The sequence below is a fragment of the Paenibacillus sp. FSL R7-0312 genome (genome assembly GCF_038004445.1).
Lineage (GTDB): Bacteria > Bacillota > Bacilli > Paenibacillales > Paenibacillaceae > Paenibacillus_AQ.
The window spans coordinates 2917077-2934596 of record NZ_JBBORE010000001.1; the positions used below are offsets into that span (position 1 = coordinate 2917077).

Genomic DNA, 17520 nt, shown 5'->3' on the forward strand with positions numbered 1-17520 from the left:
TGACCTGTGAACGTCAACCCCTGATGTGGGAGAAATTCGGTTGTTAGAGGGTGTTGAAACTGTTTAAGCTGTTTAATAATAAACGTTTATTTATATTGCTGATTACACTGGTTATGTTTATCGTGGTGATGGGCTTCAGCCTGGGACAAAGGAAAAACTTGTCCTGGCCGGAGAACTTCCTCAGAGATACGACCGGTTTCGTGCAGAATTTGTTCTACAAGCCCGCTGGATACGTAGCGGGCTTGTTCCAAGATATCGGGAACCTGCATGATTTGGCTGAAGAGAATAAGCAGCTCAAAATTCTGGCAGCGCAATACGCCCGGGATAAGGCGCAGTATAATTTTATCAAGTCCGAGAATGAAGGCTATAAAAAAGATCTTGAATTTACTAAGGCACAAACGAATCTATATAACTATGAATATCATATCGCTAATGTAGTCAGTCTGACGACAGAGCCGGGTAACAACACGCTTGTTATTGATCTCGGAGCGAAGGATGGAATTAAGCTGAACATGTCTGTAACTTCTGTCGAAGGGCTCGTCGGGGTAATTAGTAATGTGAGTAATTTCACCTCTACCGTTAAGCTGATGACGATGATGGATATCAATGATCCCAACTCCCAGCCGCCGATTTCGGCTACTGCCTTCAATAAGGAAGGCGAGACCTTTGGGATGATAGAGAGTTACGACCAGCAGACCGGAATGCTCATGATGAATAAAATTCCCGCGGGTAATCCGATTGCCAAGGAAGATCTCATCATCTCGTCCGGCATTGGAGGACTGTATCCGCGTGGAATGACTATCGGTACGGTTGAAGAAGTGAAGACCGGGGAGTTTGGGTTGACTTCTACAGCGATCATCAAGCCGGCGGCAGGATTCCAGGACTGGAAGGAACTCTTCGTTGTCTTTACGGAGGAGCGTGGAGAATAGTGAATATGCGCAGATCCGTGCTTGTTTTATTGCTGCTACTCTTATTTATCCTTGAAGACACTATTCTCCCCTGGCTGATTCCGAATGCCTGGGAGATGCGGATTATCCCTGATCTCGTGTTCATCGTAATCCTGTTTGTGACGGTATACCATCACCGGCATACGGCACTTATTCTTGGTTTATCCTTCGGAATGCTGCATGATGTGGTGTTCTATGGCCGCATTCTTGGGGCACATTCTTTTGCAATGGGATTATCCGCATATCTGATTGGTCTGATATTCCAGATTCCGCGTGCACCGCTGCCGCTGATGATGACGGTGGTACTGCTGGGCAGTCTGCTGGAGGACAGCATGCTTTTTGCCATCTACAGCGTCTTTAATCTGAGTAAAGAACCCTATAACTGGGCGCTTCTGCACCATATGCTGCCTACTATGCTGTTTCATTTTGCTATCGGCTTGCTTCTCTACATCCCGCTCCGGCGCCAGCTGGAGCTGCTGAAGAAAGAGACCCGCAAAGAAGAAGCTGCTTAAGCCGCTGCTGCATTTTCTTATCCTATAAAGAAGGAATTTGCCCGGCCCGGCACGAATGAATGAGGATGGGGGGACAGGCATATGACAGTTAAATCCAAGCATGTAAGGATTAAGGGCATCAAGGATGGCCTGGTATTCCTGCTAGACGACAAGTGTCCCTTTGAAGATCTCTTAAGCGAGCTTCGCTATAAGCTGGAGCACAGCCATCAAAATATCCTGACCGGACCGATTGTGCATGTGGACATCAAGCTGGGCAACCGTCCTGTTACCGAAGAAGATAAAGAGGCAGTTCTGGAGATTCTCAAAAGCCAGGGGAACTTATTAATCCGTTCCGTTGAAGCCTTGGAGGACCCTGAAGAGAAGGATACGGAAGCGTTATTTATGATGAGCGGAATGCTCCGTTCCGGCCAGGTGCTGCATCATGAGGGCAATCTGCTGTTTCTCGGCGATGTGAATCCGGGAGGAACCATTACCTGCTCGGGGGATATCTATATTCTTGGAGCGCTTAAAGGGATGGCACACGCCGGAATCAACGGCAATCAGGAAGCGATTATTGCGGCTTCGCTGCTGGCTCCTACCCAGCTCCGGATTGCTGATATTATCAGCAGGCCGCCGGATGAATGGGGAACGCGGGAGAGCAGCATGGAATTTGCCTATTTATCAGGTGGTGCTATGCAAATCGACAAAATTCATAATATAGTCAAATTACGTCAGGATTTAAATGTGTTTAAAGGGGTGTAGCCTCCATGGGAGAAGCGATTGTCGTAACCTCGGGCAAAGGCGGAGTTGGCAAAACAACCACAACAGCCAACATTGGGACCGCACTTGCATTGCAGGGCAAAAAAGTATGTCTAGTAGATACTGACATTGGACTGCGGAATTTGGATGTAGTCATGGGGCTGGAGAACCGGATCATTTACGATCTTGTGGATGTGGCGGAAGGCCGCTGCCGTCTGAATCAGGCGCTGGTCAAAGACAAGCGTTTTGAAGAGCTGTATATGCTGCCTGCAGCCCAGACCAAAGACAAAACCTCAGTCACACCGGAGCAGGTCAAGGATATTATTCTTGAACTCAAGAAGGAATACGAATATATTCTGATCGATTGTCCGGCCGGGATTGAACACGGCTTCCGCAATGCCATTGCAGGGGCCGACAAAGCTATTGTGGTCACTACTCCGGAGCATGCTGCGGTGCGGGATGCGGACCGGATCATCGGTCTGCTGGAGCAGTCACATGTGGAATCACCGAAGCTGGTGGTCAACCGTATCCGTCCGGGAATGGTGAGATCCGGCGATATGCTGGATATCGAGGATATTCTGCAGGTGCTCAATATTGATCTGATCGGGATTGTACCTGATGATGAGCTGGTCATCAAGGCGGCGAACAGCGGTGAACCTACCGTGATGAATCCGAATTCTTCAGCAGCAATTGCTTACCGCAATATTGCCCGGCGTATTCTTGGCGATGCGGTGCCGCTCATGCAGCTGGACCAGAAACCGGGTGCTTTTAAGAAGTTCAAGAAATTTTTTGGAATGGGCTGAACCGTGGCCAGGCACTTATTTATAGCGATCTTTCGTTTTGACCCGCCTGCTGAGAAATGCTTGGCGGGTTTTTTTGTGCGAATATACGAAATAAGGCCGGTACACCACTTCTGCTTGATAGCTATCTCCCCACAGGGCTTGTTCTAAAGCACCTTCCGCTACTCATAAAATGGAAGTAAAACAAGCCCGCCCGGAGGGATCAATATGGAATACGAGAGAGATATCAAAAATCGCCGTAAGAAACGTATACAGAGCTTATTAGAGGATCAGACCGAAGCGGGATCAGCGCCAGCGCTTTTCACTCTGCCTGACAAAACTATTCCATTCAGGGAATGGGGGGCTAGTTCCCGAAATGAATTCACTGCTTCAACGGAACCTGACCCTGAGGTAATGTGGAAGAAGCAGCGCAGCAGCTGGGAGGACGAAGGCGGGGATGGGCCGCGCTTTGGCGCAGGCTTCATGCGGCGGACCGTAGCCAGCCTGCTTGTCTTTGGAGCGGTGTGGGGAATCTTCGCAGTGAGTGAGCCATGGGCAGTGAAGTCGCAGTATTTCATTACTGGCGCCCTTAGTAATGATATGGATTTCGCCGCAGTGCAGGTATGGTATGAGGAGCATTTCAATGGAGCCCCTTCGTTCATTCCGATCTTCGGAGATAAAGAGGTGCCGGCAGAGAAAGTGACAGCCGTTCATGAACTGAGCGCCCCCTTGGAGGGAAGCATTGCGCGTCCCTTTGCCGAATCCCTTAAGGGGGTAGAAATAATACCGGCAGATGATTCAGGCTCAAGTGTCACGGTGGATAGTGTAGATACGGGCCGGGTATTGTCCGTGTCCAAAGAAGCCCAGGGAGGCATCCGGATCACCGTCCGCCATACCGGAAATATAACGGCGGAATACGGTCATTTGAGCGGGACGCGGCTCGCGGTGGATGACTGGGTACAGAGCGGAGAGACGGTGGGCTGGATTCAGGGGACAGAGGATGCACAGATTCCGATGCTTTTTTTTGCGATTATGAAAGACAAGTCTTATATTGATCCTGCTGAAGTGGTATCGTTTGATTAGGATCTTCGGTGTTGAACTGTCACTGCATCCGCTCTTCGTGCTGATTCTTTTTCTCTCCGTGCTTACCGGACAGTTCCTTGAAATTATTACTCTGTTTTCGATTGTATTTATCCATGAACTCGGACATGTATGTGCGGCACTATTGACCGGGGTTACCGTCAAGTCCGTGCAACTGCTGCCGTTCGGGGGAGTTGCGGTCATTGAGGATCATGGGCGGCTGACAGCCGGACGTGAAATGGGGATTGCCTTGGCCGGACCGCTTCAGAACGGAATTATGATCCTGATGGCGCTGGCCCTCAAGCAAGCGGAGTATGGCAGCAGCGCTTATCTGGATTATTTCATCGGGGCCAATGCCATGATCGCGCTGTTCAATCTGCTGCCGGTGCTTCCGCTCGACGGAGGCAAAATCCTGCAGGCCGCTCTAAGCCTGCTGCTTCCGTATTATTACACCCTGCTGTGGATCGGCAGAGTCAGTATTGCAGCCAGTCTGCTTGTTGTGGTGTTCGCCCTGCTTCCGCTGGGAACCGGCGGCGGACTCCGTCTTAACCTGCTGATGATTGGTGCCTTTCTGCTCTATTCCAATATAACGGACCAGCGCAACCTGCCTTACCGGTTTGTTGCTTTTTTGATGAACAGGGAACAGATCTATGAGCGGTATCTGCATTCAGAGGGCGCTGCCCGGCCAATAGTTGCGTTCTCTGCGAAACCTTTGGATGATATATTGCGTCTATTTAAACGTAACCATTATCATTTTATCTATGTAATGAACGATGACAGGGATATAGTGGCTGTTCTCCCTGAGCAGCGTCTGATTTCTTCTTATTTCGGAATATAAAGCTAGAATGATTCAAACCAGAGGTGAAGCCATGAAACAAATGATCGTTCACTGCACACAACATATTACTCGTATGGCACTTCTGGAGAACGGGAGGCTGGTGGAATATGCGGCTGAACGCGATCAGCAGCAAGGTCTGGTCGGGAGTTATTATAAAGGTCGGGTTATGAATGTGCTGCCGGGTATGCAGGCGGCTTTTGTAGATATCGGACAGAAAAAGAATGCCTTTCTATATGTAGACGATGTACTGCATCCCCATCTGGAGAAGCAGCCGGAGGTGAAGCCCTCTATTGAGACGCTGCTGCAGCCCGGCCAGGAGATCGTTGTCCAGGTGAGAAAAGAGCCGCGTGGCGGCAAGGGAGCGCGGGTGACTACTCATTATACCTTGCCCGGACGCTGGATGGTGTATATGCCTTTTGCCGAGTATGTCGGGGTTTCCAAAAAAATTAGCCGCGAATCCGAGCGCAGCCGGCTTAAAGGAATCGGCGAACGGTTGCGTCAGGGTGAAGAAGGAATCATTATGCGTACAGTCTCCGAGGACGAGCCTGTGGAGGCTGTTGAAGGGGATCTGGCCTTTTTGCGGGCCCAGTGGGAAGTAATTACCCGGCGGGCCAAGGAACTGGAAGCGCCGGCGTTGCTGCATTGTGATCTGAGCATCGTTCAGCGGTTTATCCGGGATGCCTTCAACCCGCAGCGTGATGAGCTGATGATTGATTCGGGCAAGGCGGTTAAAGAGGCGGAAGCATTCCTTACAGATATGGCTCCCGAAGGGTACAAGCCTGTAGGATTCTACCGTGGACAAGAGTCCATCTTCTCGGCATATGGTGTAGGGGATCAGCTCCATAAGAGCTTCAGCCGCAAAATCATCCTTGAAGGCGGGGCTACGCTCATTTGGGATGAGACAGAGGCGCTCACCGTTATTGATGTGAATACGGCTCAGTACACCGGCGGGACAAACCTCGAGGATACGGTAACACGGACCAATCTGCTGGCGGCGGAAGAGATCGGGCGGCTTGTCCGTCTGCGGGATACGGGCGGCATTATTATCGTTGATTTCATTGACATGGAGCGGGAGGAACACCGGAAGCAGGTCATCGCGAAGCTGGAGAGCATCATCAGCCGTGACCGCACCAAGACGCATATTCTCGGCTGGACCCATCTGGGCCTGCTGGAAATGACCCGCAAGAAGGCAAGGCATGATTCGGCCGGATTTGCTCCGGTGATCTGTCAATGCTGCGGCGGGACTGGCAAAGTAGGGACATGGCTGGAGTAGGCCAGTTTTTCACGCTAAGAGGGTACCGTCTGTTAAAAGGATGATAAAGCCGCTTTCTACTTGACTTGGACTAATAAGTATGATAATATCTTCAAGTATGTGTTTGGTTATTATATTCCTGCACATGCTGTAACCGCTCCGATCGGGTATATCAAGTGTAATTCCTCCGGGGGTTGCCACCTAGACTAGGCGAGTCTGAGACATGAGGAGGTGCAAGTACAATGTATGCAATTATCGAAACTGGCGGTAAACAATACAAAGTCCAAGAGGGCGACGTGTTGTTCATTGAGAAGCTGGAAGCTGAAGACGGCGCAAGCGTAACGTTTGACCGTGTCTTGGCTGTTTCTAACGAAGGTGGTTTGACTGCAGGAACTCCGCTGGTAAGCGGCGCGTCTGTAACAGCCAAAGTCGAGAAACATGGTAAAGGTCATAAGGTTGTAGTTTACAAATACAAACCTAAGAAGAACTACCACAAGAAACAAGGCCATCGTCAACCGTACACCAAAGTAACTATCGAGAAGATTCAGGCGTAAGAAGGTGCGTTAATGATTAACGTGCGGATTACACGGGCTTCTGCTCAAGGTGTCATTGTCGGTTTTGCCGTCAAAGGGCATGCGGAATACGCAAGGAATGGTAAAGACATCGTCTGCGCGGGCGTTTCGACCGTTACGGTTGGAACAGTGAATGCGATTGAAAGCCTGACCGGTGTAGTCCTGGATACTTCGATGAAGGATGGATTTCTGAGTGGAACCCTGGTTCCCGTGAATGATCCTGAAGTCTCCGCCAAGGTGCAGCTTCTGCTGGAATCCATGGTGCTGATGCTCAAAGATATCGCTAAATCTTACAGAAAATTTGTTCAGATACAGGAAGTCATTATTTGAAGAAGGAGGTTGACAACATGTTGAAATTGGATCTTCAATTATTCGCATCGAAAAAAGGTGTAGGTTCCACAAAGAACGGACGTGATTCCCACTCTAAACGTCTTGGCGTGAAACGTGCTGACGGTCAAGCAGTAACCGGCGGCAACATCTTGGTTCGTCAACGCGGAACAAAAATCCACCCGGGCACTAACGTGGGCATCGGTAAGGATGATACACTGTTCGCACTTGTGGACGGCGTAGTGAAGTTCGAACGTTGGGGCCGCGATCGCAAAAAAGTGAGCGTGTACCCGGTTGATGTCGCTCCGGTAGCAGCGGCACTGGAAGCGTAAGCTTTCGGAACCTATTTAGATGAGAAGCCTCCGGCATGAGTGCCGGGGGCTTTTTTTGAAAATATTCGCACCTATAGAATTCAAGTCAAACGCCCGGCAGGAATGCTGGTGATTGCAGAGAAAGCCTGTGTTATACTGGAAAATGGAAAATATCGAGCAAGATGAGCAATAGCGACATTGGAATCAATTTTGCGAACCGAGGGACGGGGAGAAAGAATGAAATCCTGGAAAAGTATCGTCTGGGCTGTCATGTTATCCGCAGTGCTTCCTTTAGGTCTCGTGTATTGGCAACCCTCCCTTTTCACATGCCTGCTGCTCGGTGTATGGGTAGCGGCAGTGCTTGCATTCAGCTTTCTTTACAACCGGCGTCATTATGAAGAGGAACTGCGTATACAGGAGAAGACTCTGCAGCAGGCGGCAAACCGGACACTGAATCACCATCGTCATGATTGGATGAACGATCTGCAAGTACTTTACGGATATATCCAGCTGGGCAAGCCTGATAAATCCGTGTTATGTGTGGAAAGAATAAAGGAGCGTATCGCGCTGGACAGCCGTATCGCCAAGCTGGGGGTTCCTTCACTGGTATTCTACCTGCAATCCTTCCGTACCTACAGAAGCAGCCTGGAGCTGGAGATCGAAGTGGAGGAAGGGCTGCAGCTGGAGGACAAGCTGACTCCCGAAACAGGTGATGAGCTGACATCTGTGATTATGCAGACCATAAGGGCGTATCAGTACAGCGGACTTGTTCCGCAAGGAGAAGCGCGGAAGCTTCGGCTCGGATTTTCACAGGAGGGAAGAGACATTCTTATCTCTTTCGAAGGTGAGGGAGATCATGGCAATCCTGAACTGCTGCAGGGGCAAATTTATAATATAGTACAAGGAAAAATCATGAAGGCGGAGCAGTTTCAGCCGAGCACAAGCTCTGTAGAACTGCGTTTACCGCTGGAGATGTAAGGAAGGTGAACATTAATGTTCGTAGATAAAGCTAAGATTTATGTTAAGGGCGGCGACGGCGGAGATGGTCTCGTGGCGTTTCGCCGTGAGAAGTATGTGCCGGAGGGCGGTCCTGCCGGCGGCGATGGCGGCCGCGGCGGAGATGTGATTTTCCGGGTAGATGAAGGCTTGCGTACACTGATGGATTTCCGTTATCAGCGACATTTCAAGGCCGATAAGGGAATTAAGGGACGCAATAAGAGCCAGCACGGGGCTAACGCCGATCACATGATCGTGCGCATTCCTCCGGGAACTGTGCTGATCGATGATGATACCCAGGAGATCATTGCCGATATGACCCGTCATGGACAACAGGTCGTTGTGGCACGCGGCGGTCGTGGCGGCCGGGGGAATACCCGGTTTGCGACGGCAAACAACACTGCGCCAGAGCTAGCCGAGAACGGCGAAGAAGGCCAGGAGCGTTATATCGTAATGGAACTGAAGGTAATGGCAGACGTAGGTCTGGTAGGATTCCCGAGTGTGGGTAAATCTACATTGCTGTCGGTAGTATCTGCTGCCCAGCCGAAGATTGGTGCCTATCACTTCACAACAATTACACCAAACCTTGGTGTAGTTGACGTTGGGGATGGCCGCAGCTTTGTTATGGCGGATCTGCCGGGCCTGATTGAAGGTGCGAGTGAAGGTGTGGGGCTTGGACATGAGTTCCTGCGCCACGTTGAACGTACACGTATCATCATTCATGTCGTGGATATGTCCGGTTCTGAAGGCCGTGATCCCTTCGAGGATTGGGTGATGATTAATGACGAGCTGAGGCAATATAACGCTGCCCTGATTGACCGTCCGCAGATTGTTGCGGCGAACAAGATGGATATGCCTGATTCCGAAGAGAATCTTGCGGCCTTCCGTGAGCGTGTGGCGGAGCTTCGTCCGGATCTTGAAATCATGCCGATCTCCTCGCTTACCCGTCAGGGAGTGCAGGAACTGCTCTACCGGGCAACGGACGTACTGGATAGTATTCCTGTCGCACCGGTCGTTGAAGAAGTGGCTGAAACTACTGAGCGCAAGGTGTATAAGCTGGAAGCGGAAGAAGATAATTCCTTCACCATTACCCGCGACAATGAAGCATTTGTGGTCACCAGTCCGCGTATTGAGCGGATGCTGAAGCGGATGCAGCTCAGTACACATGATGCTATCCTCAAGCTGGCCCGTACCTTGCGTCACATGGGTGTGGATGCCGAACTGCGCAAGCGCGGTGCTGTAGAAGGCACCATTGTGCGCATTGCTGATTTTGAATTCGAGTTTGTTGAGAACAGCAGCTACTATTAAATATCTGCGCTTGCTGCTGAGCGTTGTCAAGCAGCTTCGAATATGCCGGCTGTGTTTCCCGTGAGGGGACACAGCCGGCTTTTTTAATAGACAGGGCATAAAAGAACGGCTTTGTATAAAGTCTGCTTTAAATATTTGGCTAAATTTACTACAATCATATGTGGGCACTAATTTCCAGCTGAACCAACCGATAATATAAATACATACCTGTCATGAAAGAGGGAATAGGCAGATGGCAATTATTGAAGTAGTCAAATATGACGGGCCTGCAGGCGTCTTCGCCTGGAAATATCCTAATCAGGAGCTGGGGACATGGACACAGCTGATTGTGAATGAATCCCAGGAGGCGATTCTGTTCAAAGGCGGTGAGGCACTCGATTCCTTCACAGCAGGACGTCATACGCTCAGCACGGCGAACATCCCGATTCTGTCGAATGTAGTGAATCTGCCGTTCGGCGGCAAATCACCGTTTACAGCGGAAGTATGGTTCGTGAACAAGATGAACTCTATGAACGTCAAGTGGGGGACAAGTTCGCCGCTGCAGCTACAGGATCCCAAATACCAAATCATGATCTCTGTCCGCGCCTTCGGCCAATTCGGAGTCAAGATTGAGGATCCCCGCAAATTCCTGCTGAAGCTGGTAGGGACGCTGCCGCTATTTGATCAGGACACTATGGTGAGTTATTTCCGCGGGCTGCTGATGTCAAATATTAATGAACTGATCTCTTCTTATCTGGTGCACAAAAAAATCAGCATTCTGGAGATCAATGCCTATGTCGTAGAAATTTCGAAGCATATCCAAGGCCGTCTGGCGTCGTCCTTCCTGGATAGCGGGATCGAGCTGAATAACTTCTTTATTGATTCCATTAACATACCTGATAATGATCCGGCCATACTCCGCTTGAAAGAGGCTTTAGCCAAAAAAGCAGAGATGGACATCATCGGCTTCACTTATCAGCAGGAACGCAGCTTCAATACCATGGAGGAAGCCGCAGGAAATCCGGGTAATTTAGGCGCCGGGATGATGAATACCGGCCTGGGGCTCGGTATGGGCTTTGGCCTTGCCGGACCTGCGACTGATATGATGAACAGGATGACACGCGGCATGTCACTGGACGGCGGTACGGCGGCAGCACCGGGAGCAAGTTCCAAATCCTGTGCAGGCTGTGGAACGCTTAACCCGGCAGATGCGCGGTTCTGTATCGGCTGTGGTCAGAGCCTGCAGCCGGTGCCGGCGGCAGCTAGCAGTACTTGCCACAGCTGCGGCAAGCCGGTAATTCCCGGCGCCAAATTCTGTCCGCATTGCGGGGGGAGTCTGATCATCAAATGCACGGGTTGCGGGCATGAACTGCAGCCCGGCCAGAAATTCTGCGCGGAATGCGGAACAAGGGCGGCTAATGGGTGAGCCGGATGAATAAACAGAGGTCTTACACAGGGCTTATCACTGTCATTTATGTTGCTGTTCTGGCGGTCACTGTTTTCTCCTTCTTCATGCTTGGATTCTCTGAGTCGCTGGTGCGTTTCATAGTGACCCTGCTTGCCGTATGCATTGCTGAGACTGCCGTATATGGCTATTGCGTATTTTGGCTGCGTTCCGCTCCTGATGTCAGCAGGACTTCACCGCTACTCCTGAGCGGGGCTTGGATTATTGCCCTATATGTATCTGTGGTAATTGCGTTAGCTGTGCTGCTTGACTGGATTCTGGAACTGAGCCCGCTCTGGTATGCGGGAGTGCAGCTAATCATGTTAGTTACTGCTGTGGCTGTTCTTGAAGCGATAAGGTTATATGGCCGGAATGCAGCGTCGCAGGAACAGAGGGATGCCGATGCCTCAAGGAATCTGCGGAGTTACCGGCAGGAGCTGCGTGAGATTAGAGCGCTTGCGGGGAGCTGGAAGCATCCGGAATCCATTCGTTTGACTGAACTGGTGGGTTCCCTGGAGGATAAGTTCCAGTAGTGTGATCCGGTTTCGAATCCGGAATTGGCAGCAACCGAGGATATGATAAGCCAGCAGATTTCTCTGCTTCATGATCATGTTGCCTTATTGCTTGTACTGAAGGAGCTGCCAGCCGGCTGGGAAGCGGAAACACAGGAATTGGCGGATAGTATTGCCGGCACGCTCCAGCGGCGTAACCGGGAGCTGGCGGCACTTAAATAGGAGGAAAATTACGGAATGGGTATCGTGAATGAGCTAGAGGGACTGCTGCCGGGCCGGGAAGGCCAGCCGTCTGACGGTCTGCCCAAATATGAGCGGACAACATTTGACTATGTAACTATCGGAGTGGGCTACCTTGTGATGCCGCTCGGGCTTGTGCTGGCTTTGATCCGCTTCTTTGGAACACATTACAAAAATTACCGCAAACCCGTCAACTACAGCCTGCTGTATCATGTTTTTGTAGGGGGATTTGTGCAGATGATGGGCTTTATCCTTTATTCGATATATAGTGACGACGGGATCGATGTCATGACGCTAATTATACTGTTAATCCTCTTTGCTGTTGTTCTGCTCCTGCCCGCGTCAGCTTTTGCCAAAAGGGCGGCCAAAGCCAGATTCCGTTTCTCCCAGCTCGCCAATCAATATGTGCAGCTAATCACTGCCGGCAGAGTGCGTTATATTGGAAATCTGGCTGACCGTACCGGGCAAAGTGAGGGGGATGTGACTAGGGATCTGATCTACCTCAAGAAGTATGGGGTGCTGGACTCCGGGCTGCTCTTCAGTGAGGGCGCGGATACTGAGCCTGATGCTCCGGTTAATCAAGCGGACTCATCGCCCTTTTCTTCCCCGGGCGGACAAACGGTGTATCAGCCGCCAAGACCGCAGCAGCAGCCGAAGGCCATACGCTGCCCTGGCTGTGGTGCGCAGAATACCGTCTCCCCTCTCCAGTCCAAGAGCTGTGACTACTGCGGTACGACCGTCTCTTACAGTTAAGATAAGGCTGTTCCTCCTGATTAACGGGCGGAATAGCCTTTTTTGAAAATTGAAGGTCACTTGCCTTCAGAGGAAAAAGTGTTGCAATTTAAGTCTTCAATCCCGTATAATGTCCACTATGTACATACAAAAGTCTTTGGGGTGAGGACGTTCGTGAAAGAACGCTATTATTTGGTCCGGGAGGACATATTGCCCGATGCTGTACTGAAGACCATGCAGGTCAAGCAGCTGCTGGAAGCAGGAGATGCCAAAACGGTACACGAGGGCGTGGAGCAGGTTGGGCTTAGCCGCAGCGCTTTTTATAAATACAAAGATGGAATTCATTTAATTCATCAGCTGGAACGTGAGCGTATAGTAACCATCTCGATAGATCTGGAGCACGAATCAGGTATGCTCTCTAAAGTGCTGGGTTCTGTAGCTGTCCACGGGGCCAACGTGCTGACGATTCACCAGAGTATTCCGCTGCAGGGGCGGGCCAACGTGGTCATCTCTGTCGAAATTTCTCATTTAAATGAAGAATTAGGCGATTTACTGGATAGTCTAAAGGCAATCTCGGGTGTGAAACGGGCGTTAATTATCGGACAGGGCTAGTATTGCTTCATAAAACTTAAGCCTATGCTTACGAAGTGAGTTTTGCTTGAAGTGAATATAAGGAGCAGACGCTCGCAAAACTTTTAGGAGGATGCAAATGAAGCCGGTTAAAGTGGGATTACTGGGTTTAGGTACAGTAGGTACGGGTGTAGTCCGTATCGTTGAAGGGAATCAGGAGGATTTGAGCAGCCAGGTAGGCTCGCCGATCCTGATTGAACGTATAGCCGTGAAGAATACGGAGAAGCCGCGGGAAATTGAAGTCGATCCATCCAAGATCACCGATGACCCTTGGGAGGTTATCCGCGACCCGGAAATTGATGTCATTGTTGAGGTCATGGGCGGTATTGCGGGAACGAAAGAGTACATTCTAGAGGCGCTGGAGCGCGGCAAACATATCGTTACAGCCAACAAGGACCTGATGGCCCTGCATGGCTCGGAGATTCTCGCCAAAGCTCAGGAGAAGCAGTGCGATGTGTTCTATGAGGCCAGCGTGGCGGGAGGCATTCCGATTATCCGTACACTGATTGAAGGATTCTCCTCCGACAAGATTATGAAGATTATGGGTATCGTTAACGGGACAACTAACTACATACTTAGCAAAATGAGCCAGGAAGGCGCGTCTTATCTGGATGTGCTGAAGGAAGCGCAGGAACTCGGGTATGCTGAATCGGATCCTACTTCAGACGTGGAGGGGCTGGATGCAGCACGTAAGATGGCTATCCTGGGTACCCTTGGCTTCCGGACCAACGTTGAACTGAGCGATGTCAGTGTGAGTGGCATTTCCGGCGTGAGCAAAGAAGATATTGCTTTTGCCAAACGGCTGGGATACGAGATGAAGCTGCTCGGCATTGCCGAACGGCAGGATGAAGAATTCAGCATCAGTGTGCAGCCTACGATGATCCGTGCGAGCCATCCGATTGCATCCGTGAACGGAGTGTATAATGCGGTATATGTGTATGGTCAAGCCGTAGGGGAAACGATGTTTTATGGTGCCGGAGCAGGCGCGATGCCTACCGCAACCTCGATTGTGGCAGATCTTGTAGCTGTGATCAAGAATCTGAAGCTGGGTGTGAACGGACTCAAGCAGATTGTCCCCTATAAGCAGAAGAAGCTGAAGAGCGATGAAGATATCTTCTACAAGAACTTCCTCCTCCTGCACGTAGATGACAAAGCGGGTGTGCTGGCGAAGATTACTCAAGTGTTTGCCGAATATGATGTCAGTCTGGATTCCGTTGTACAGCAGGCTAATGCCAATAACCCGGATGCAGAAATCATTATTGTAACGCACAATGCCAGCAAGGCGAGTATGAATAAAGTATTGCGGCATTTAGAGCAATTGAATGTCATTCACCGCATCAAAAGCCATTATCGTGTAGAAGGCTGAGTACCGCATTCCGAGATTCATCGGCTGCGCGCAAATATAACGAAGGAGATTTCCCACGCCATGAGTATTTACGGAAGGTCTAGAGTAAAAGTCCCTGCCAGCACCGCCAATCTCGGTCCGGGATTCGATACACTGGGCATGGCACTGTCACTGTATGCCTGGATTGAGATGGAAGAGGCGGCAGAAACGGTTTTTCACCTTTATGGTGATGAGATGAAGGGTATCGCCTGTGACAAAAGCAATCTGCTGTACAAGGTAGCCCAGATGGTGTTTGCAGAAGCCGGGGTTTCGGTCCCCGAACTATCCATCTCGATGTATTCAGAAATTCCGCTTACCCGGGGTCTCGGCAGCAGTGCTTCCGCGATTGTTGGCGCATTGGCCGCAGCGAATGCTATGATTGGTTCACCGCTTGGGTCTGCGAAGCTGTTTGATATGGCTACAGCGCTTGAGAAGCATCCAGATAATGTTGGAGCCTCCATCTTCGGAGGGATTATCACAGCAGCATGGGATGGGCAGCATGCCGATTATATCCGGATAGAGCCTCCACAGGCGCTGGAAGTGCTGGTGGTTATTCCTGAATTTGAGCTGGAGACAGTCAAAGCAAGGGGACTACTGCCTGCCGAAGTTACAATGGGCGATGCAGTCCATAATATCAGCCGTACCTCGCTGTTAACTGCAGCACTATCCGCCGGCCGGCTCGATATGATTGGCAGAGCGATGCAGGACCGCCTGCATCAGCCGTACCGTGCACCCATGGTGCCTGGGATGGAGAAGCTGCTTGCTGAGGCGCCCGGGCGTGGTGCTCTGGGGATTGCGCTAAGCGGCGCAGGCCCTACATTGTTATGTATGGTGGACCGTAGCAGCGATAAGAAGCAGGAGCTGGAGCATTTCCTGACAGAGACGATGCAGGAGAATGGGATTCCTTCCCGGACTGTATGGCTGTCGCCATGTACTTCAGGTGTTACTACGGAGCTGCTTGAAAGAAACGGGATGCAAAACGGATCATTTTTGGATATGATAAAAGGAGAATTACAGTCATGAAATCAATAGCGGTATTGCCGCAGGGCTCGGTGTCACATGAAGCGCTGCTGCATTTATTTGGGGGTAACCCGGTAAATATTGAGCATCATAAGCTGATATCCGATGTCTTTCTGTCTACGGCGAACGGAGTTACGGATTACAGTGTGATTCCGATTGAGAATACGATTGAAGGCTCGGTCAGCCTGCATATTGACTGGCTCATTAATGAGGTGAATCTGCCGATGCAGGCGGAGTGGATTTTTCCGTCGGTGCAGAACCTGATCGGTAATCCGCAGGAATTCACGGATGGGAGCGGGCATAAGGATTATACGAAGATTGTCAAAATCCTGTCCCATCCGGTTGCTATGGCACAATGTCTGCAGTTCATCCGCAAAGCCGCACCGTGGGCGGAGCTGGAATCGGTGGGCAGTACTTCCGAAGCTGTTGAAATTGTAAAGAATAATCCCGGCAAGGGCTGGGCCGCCATCGGTACGTCACTGGGGGCAGCAACGCACGGGCTGGAGATTGTGGAGCGGCAGGTTACAGACCATAACAACAATTACACGCGTTTTGTACTTGTTGGCCAGGAGAAGCTGGAGCTCCCGCTAGAGAGCAGTGGAGACAAGACGAGTATTCTTGTGACGCTGCCTGAGGATTTCCCTGGTGCGCTGCATCAGGTGCTGGCTGCATTTTCCTGGCGGAAGCTGAATCTGTCGCGGATTGAATCACGGCCGACCAAGAAGAAACTGGGTACTTATTATTTCTATATTGATGTGCTGGAACCGATAGAGTCGGTACTGCTCCCGGGGGCAATTGAAGAGATCAAGGCCTTGGGCTGTCAGGTACGGATTCTGGGGTCCTATCCCACATACACCTATGAGGAAGAGAAAGCGGAGGTGCAGTAAGTTCATGGCTGAACAATGGATCTATCTGGATGGACAACATGTAACGAAGGACAATGCTAAGGTATCGGTATTTGATCACGGCTTTTTATATGGAGACGGTATTTTCGAAGGAATCCGTATATATAACGGCAACATTTTCAAATGCAAAGAGCATCTGGACAGGCTGTATGATTCGGCCAAATCGATTATGCTGGAGATTCCGCTGACCTATGATGAGATGCTGGCGGCTATGGCTGAGACAATCCGTCTTAATGAAATGCGCAACGGGTATATCCGTCTGATCGTTTCGCGCGGTCCTGGTAACCTGGGGCTTGATCCGCGCCGCTGTCCCAAAGCGAGTGTCATTATTATTGTAGAGCAGCTGGCGATCTACCCGGAACAGGCTTATCTGAACGGACTCCGTGCCGTATCGGTATCCCAGCGCCGTAACATCCCGGATGCGCTGAATCCGAAGATCAAATCGCTGAACTATCTCAACAACATTCTGGTGAAGATCCAGTCTAATCTGGCGGAAGCCGATGAAGCGATTATGATGAATGCGCAAGGATATGTAACCGAAGGATCAGGCGACAACATCTTCATTATCAAAAGAGGAGTAGTCTACACACCTCCCTGCTATTTGGGCGCGCTTGAAGGAATTACCCGTCTGGCGATTATTGAGCTATGTGAGAAATTGGGCTTGCCGCTGAAGGAAGAGCCGTTCACAATGCATGATGTATATATTGCCGATGAAGTTTTCTTCACCGGTACTGCAGCCGAAGTTATTGCAGCCCGTGAAATCGACGGACGGATTATCGGTTCTGGTCATGCCGGTCCGATTACCCTGCAGCTGCTTGAAGAATTCCGCAATGTTGTGGATAAAGACGGTTATAAGGTGTGGGAATAGTTCCTTAATAGTTATTACGCAAACCAATGAATGAACATAGCAGCAATCCTCCCATGGAGTCATGGGAGGATTTTTTTTGTATTAGGGATGTCATTCGCCCATGGGCTGCATAAGATGTAGTAACGAAGGAGGCGGCTGTACCGCAT

At 50.5% G+C, this 17520-nt stretch carries 21 protein-coding genes and 1 other annotated feature; all 21 genes read left to right on the forward strand.

Going from position 1 to position 17520, the window contains the following annotated elements:
* The first annotated feature begins 50 nt into the window (after positions 1-50).
* The 21 genes from mreC (at position 51) to ilvE (ending at position 17374) form a co-directional block, all read left to right on the forward strand.
* Positions 51-929, forward strand: coding sequence for a rod shape-determining protein MreC (gene mreC / locus MKX70_RS12790; protein ID WP_042238852.1), 879 nt, complete (start codon positions 51-53; stop codon positions 927-929).
* Positions 929-1459: a rod shape-determining protein MreD gene (gene mreD / locus MKX70_RS12795; protein ID WP_081956655.1), complete on the forward strand. Its 531-nt coding sequence runs from the start codon at positions 929-931 to the stop codon at positions 1457-1459. The genes mreC and mreD overlap by 1 nt, the downstream gene beginning before the upstream one ends.
* Positions 1460-1540: 81 nt before the next feature.
* On the forward strand, positions 1541-2200 hold the full coding sequence (gene minC, locus MKX70_RS12800) for a septum site-determining protein MinC (RefSeq protein ID WP_039300519.1): 660 nt from the start codon (positions 1541-1543) through the stop codon (positions 2198-2200).
* Between the two features lie 5 nt (positions 2201-2205).
* Positions 2206-3000, forward strand: a complete 795-nt coding sequence (gene minD / locus MKX70_RS12805) for a septum site-determining protein MinD (RefSeq protein ID WP_042139584.1) — start codon at positions 2206-2208, stop codon at positions 2998-3000.
* Positions 3001-3204: 204 nt separating this feature from the next.
* Complete coding sequence (locus MKX70_RS12810; RefSeq protein WP_340840136.1) at positions 3205-4059, forward strand: M23 family metallopeptidase; 855 nt, start codon at positions 3205-3207, stop codon at positions 4057-4059.
* Positions 4052-4894 (forward strand): M50 family metallopeptidase, encoded by an 843-nt coding sequence (locus MKX70_RS12815; RefSeq protein WP_042238848.1) that lies wholly within the window; start codon positions 4052-4054, stop codon positions 4892-4894. The genes MKX70_RS12810 and MKX70_RS12815 overlap by 8 nt, the downstream gene beginning before the upstream one ends.
* Positions 4895-4925: 31 nt before the next feature.
* On the forward strand, positions 4926-6167 hold the full coding sequence (locus MKX70_RS12820) for an Rne/Rng family ribonuclease (protein WP_340783224.1): 1242 nt from the start codon (positions 4926-4928) through the stop codon (positions 6165-6167).
* Positions 6168-6288: 121 nt separating this feature from the next.
* Positions 6289-6374, forward strand: a sequence feature (ribosomal protein L21 leader region).
* A 14-nt stretch (positions 6375-6388) separates the two neighbouring features.
* On the forward strand, positions 6389-6700 hold the full coding sequence (gene rplU, locus MKX70_RS12825; protein ID WP_036698983.1) for a 50S ribosomal protein L21: 312 nt from the start codon (positions 6389-6391) through the stop codon (positions 6698-6700).
* 12 nt (positions 6701-6712) lie between these two features.
* The gene (locus MKX70_RS12830; protein WP_042139581.1) at positions 6713-7048 is read left to right on the forward strand and encodes a ribosomal-processing cysteine protease Prp; all 336 of its coding nucleotides are present in this window, start codon (positions 6713-6715) and stop codon (positions 7046-7048) included.
* A gap of 17 nt (positions 7049-7065) precedes the next feature.
* Positions 7066-7377 carry a 50S ribosomal protein L27 gene (gene rpmA, locus MKX70_RS12835; protein WP_020429282.1) on the forward strand — a complete coding sequence of 104 codons (312 nt, stop codon included), beginning with the start codon at positions 7066-7068 and terminating at the stop codon, positions 7375-7377.
* A 216-nt stretch (positions 7378-7593) separates the two neighbouring features.
* On the forward strand, positions 7594-8334 hold the full coding sequence (locus MKX70_RS12840; RefSeq protein WP_042238843.1) for a Spo0B domain-containing protein: 741 nt from the start codon (positions 7594-7596) through the stop codon (positions 8332-8334).
* A gap of 15 nt (positions 8335-8349) precedes the next feature.
* On the forward strand, positions 8350-9660 hold the full coding sequence (gene obgE, locus MKX70_RS12845) for a GTPase ObgE (RefSeq protein WP_042139579.1): 1311 nt from the start codon (positions 8350-8352) through the stop codon (positions 9658-9660).
* Positions 9661-9892: 232 nt separating this feature from the next.
* Positions 9893-11065 (forward strand): SPFH domain-containing protein, encoded by a 1173-nt coding sequence (locus MKX70_RS12850; protein ID WP_340840137.1) that lies wholly within the window; start codon positions 9893-9895, stop codon positions 11063-11065.
* Between the two features lie 5 nt (positions 11066-11070).
* Positions 11071-11616: a hypothetical protein gene (locus MKX70_RS12855; RefSeq protein WP_340840138.1), complete on the forward strand. Its 546-nt coding sequence runs from the start codon at positions 11071-11073 to the stop codon at positions 11614-11616.
* 42 nt (positions 11617-11658) lie between these two features.
* Complete coding sequence (locus tag MKX70_RS12860; RefSeq protein WP_340840139.1) at positions 11659-11817, forward strand: hypothetical protein; 159 nt, start codon at positions 11659-11661, stop codon at positions 11815-11817.
* Between the two features lie 15 nt (positions 11818-11832).
* Positions 11833-12588 carry a hypothetical protein gene (locus MKX70_RS12865; RefSeq protein ID WP_042238837.1) on the forward strand — a complete coding sequence of 252 codons (756 nt, stop codon included), beginning with the start codon at positions 11833-11835 and terminating at the stop codon, positions 12586-12588.
* 153 nt (positions 12589-12741) lie between these two features.
* The gene (locus MKX70_RS12870; RefSeq protein ID WP_039300484.1) at positions 12742-13179 is read left to right on the forward strand and encodes an ACT domain-containing protein; all 438 of its coding nucleotides are present in this window, start codon (positions 12742-12744) and stop codon (positions 13177-13179) included.
* 97 nt (positions 13180-13276) lie between these two features.
* The gene (locus MKX70_RS12875) at positions 13277-14563 is read left to right on the forward strand and encodes a homoserine dehydrogenase (protein WP_042238834.1); all 1287 of its coding nucleotides are present in this window, start codon (positions 13277-13279) and stop codon (positions 14561-14563) included.
* Positions 14564-14623: 60 nt separating this feature from the next.
* Positions 14624-15604, forward strand: a complete 981-nt coding sequence (thrB, locus tag MKX70_RS12880) for a homoserine kinase (RefSeq protein WP_042238832.1) — start codon at positions 14624-14626, stop codon at positions 15602-15604.
* Positions 15601-16488 (forward strand): prephenate dehydratase, encoded by an 888-nt coding sequence (pheA, locus tag MKX70_RS12885; RefSeq protein ID WP_042139574.1) that lies wholly within the window; start codon positions 15601-15603, stop codon positions 16486-16488. The genes thrB and pheA overlap by 4 nt, the downstream gene beginning before the upstream one ends.
* 4 nt (positions 16489-16492) lie before the next feature.
* Positions 16493-17374 carry a branched-chain-amino-acid transaminase gene (ilvE, locus tag MKX70_RS12890; RefSeq protein ID WP_340783242.1) on the forward strand — a complete coding sequence of 294 codons (882 nt, stop codon included), beginning with the start codon at positions 16493-16495 and terminating at the stop codon, positions 17372-17374.
* Positions 17375-17520 lie beyond the last annotated feature (146 nt).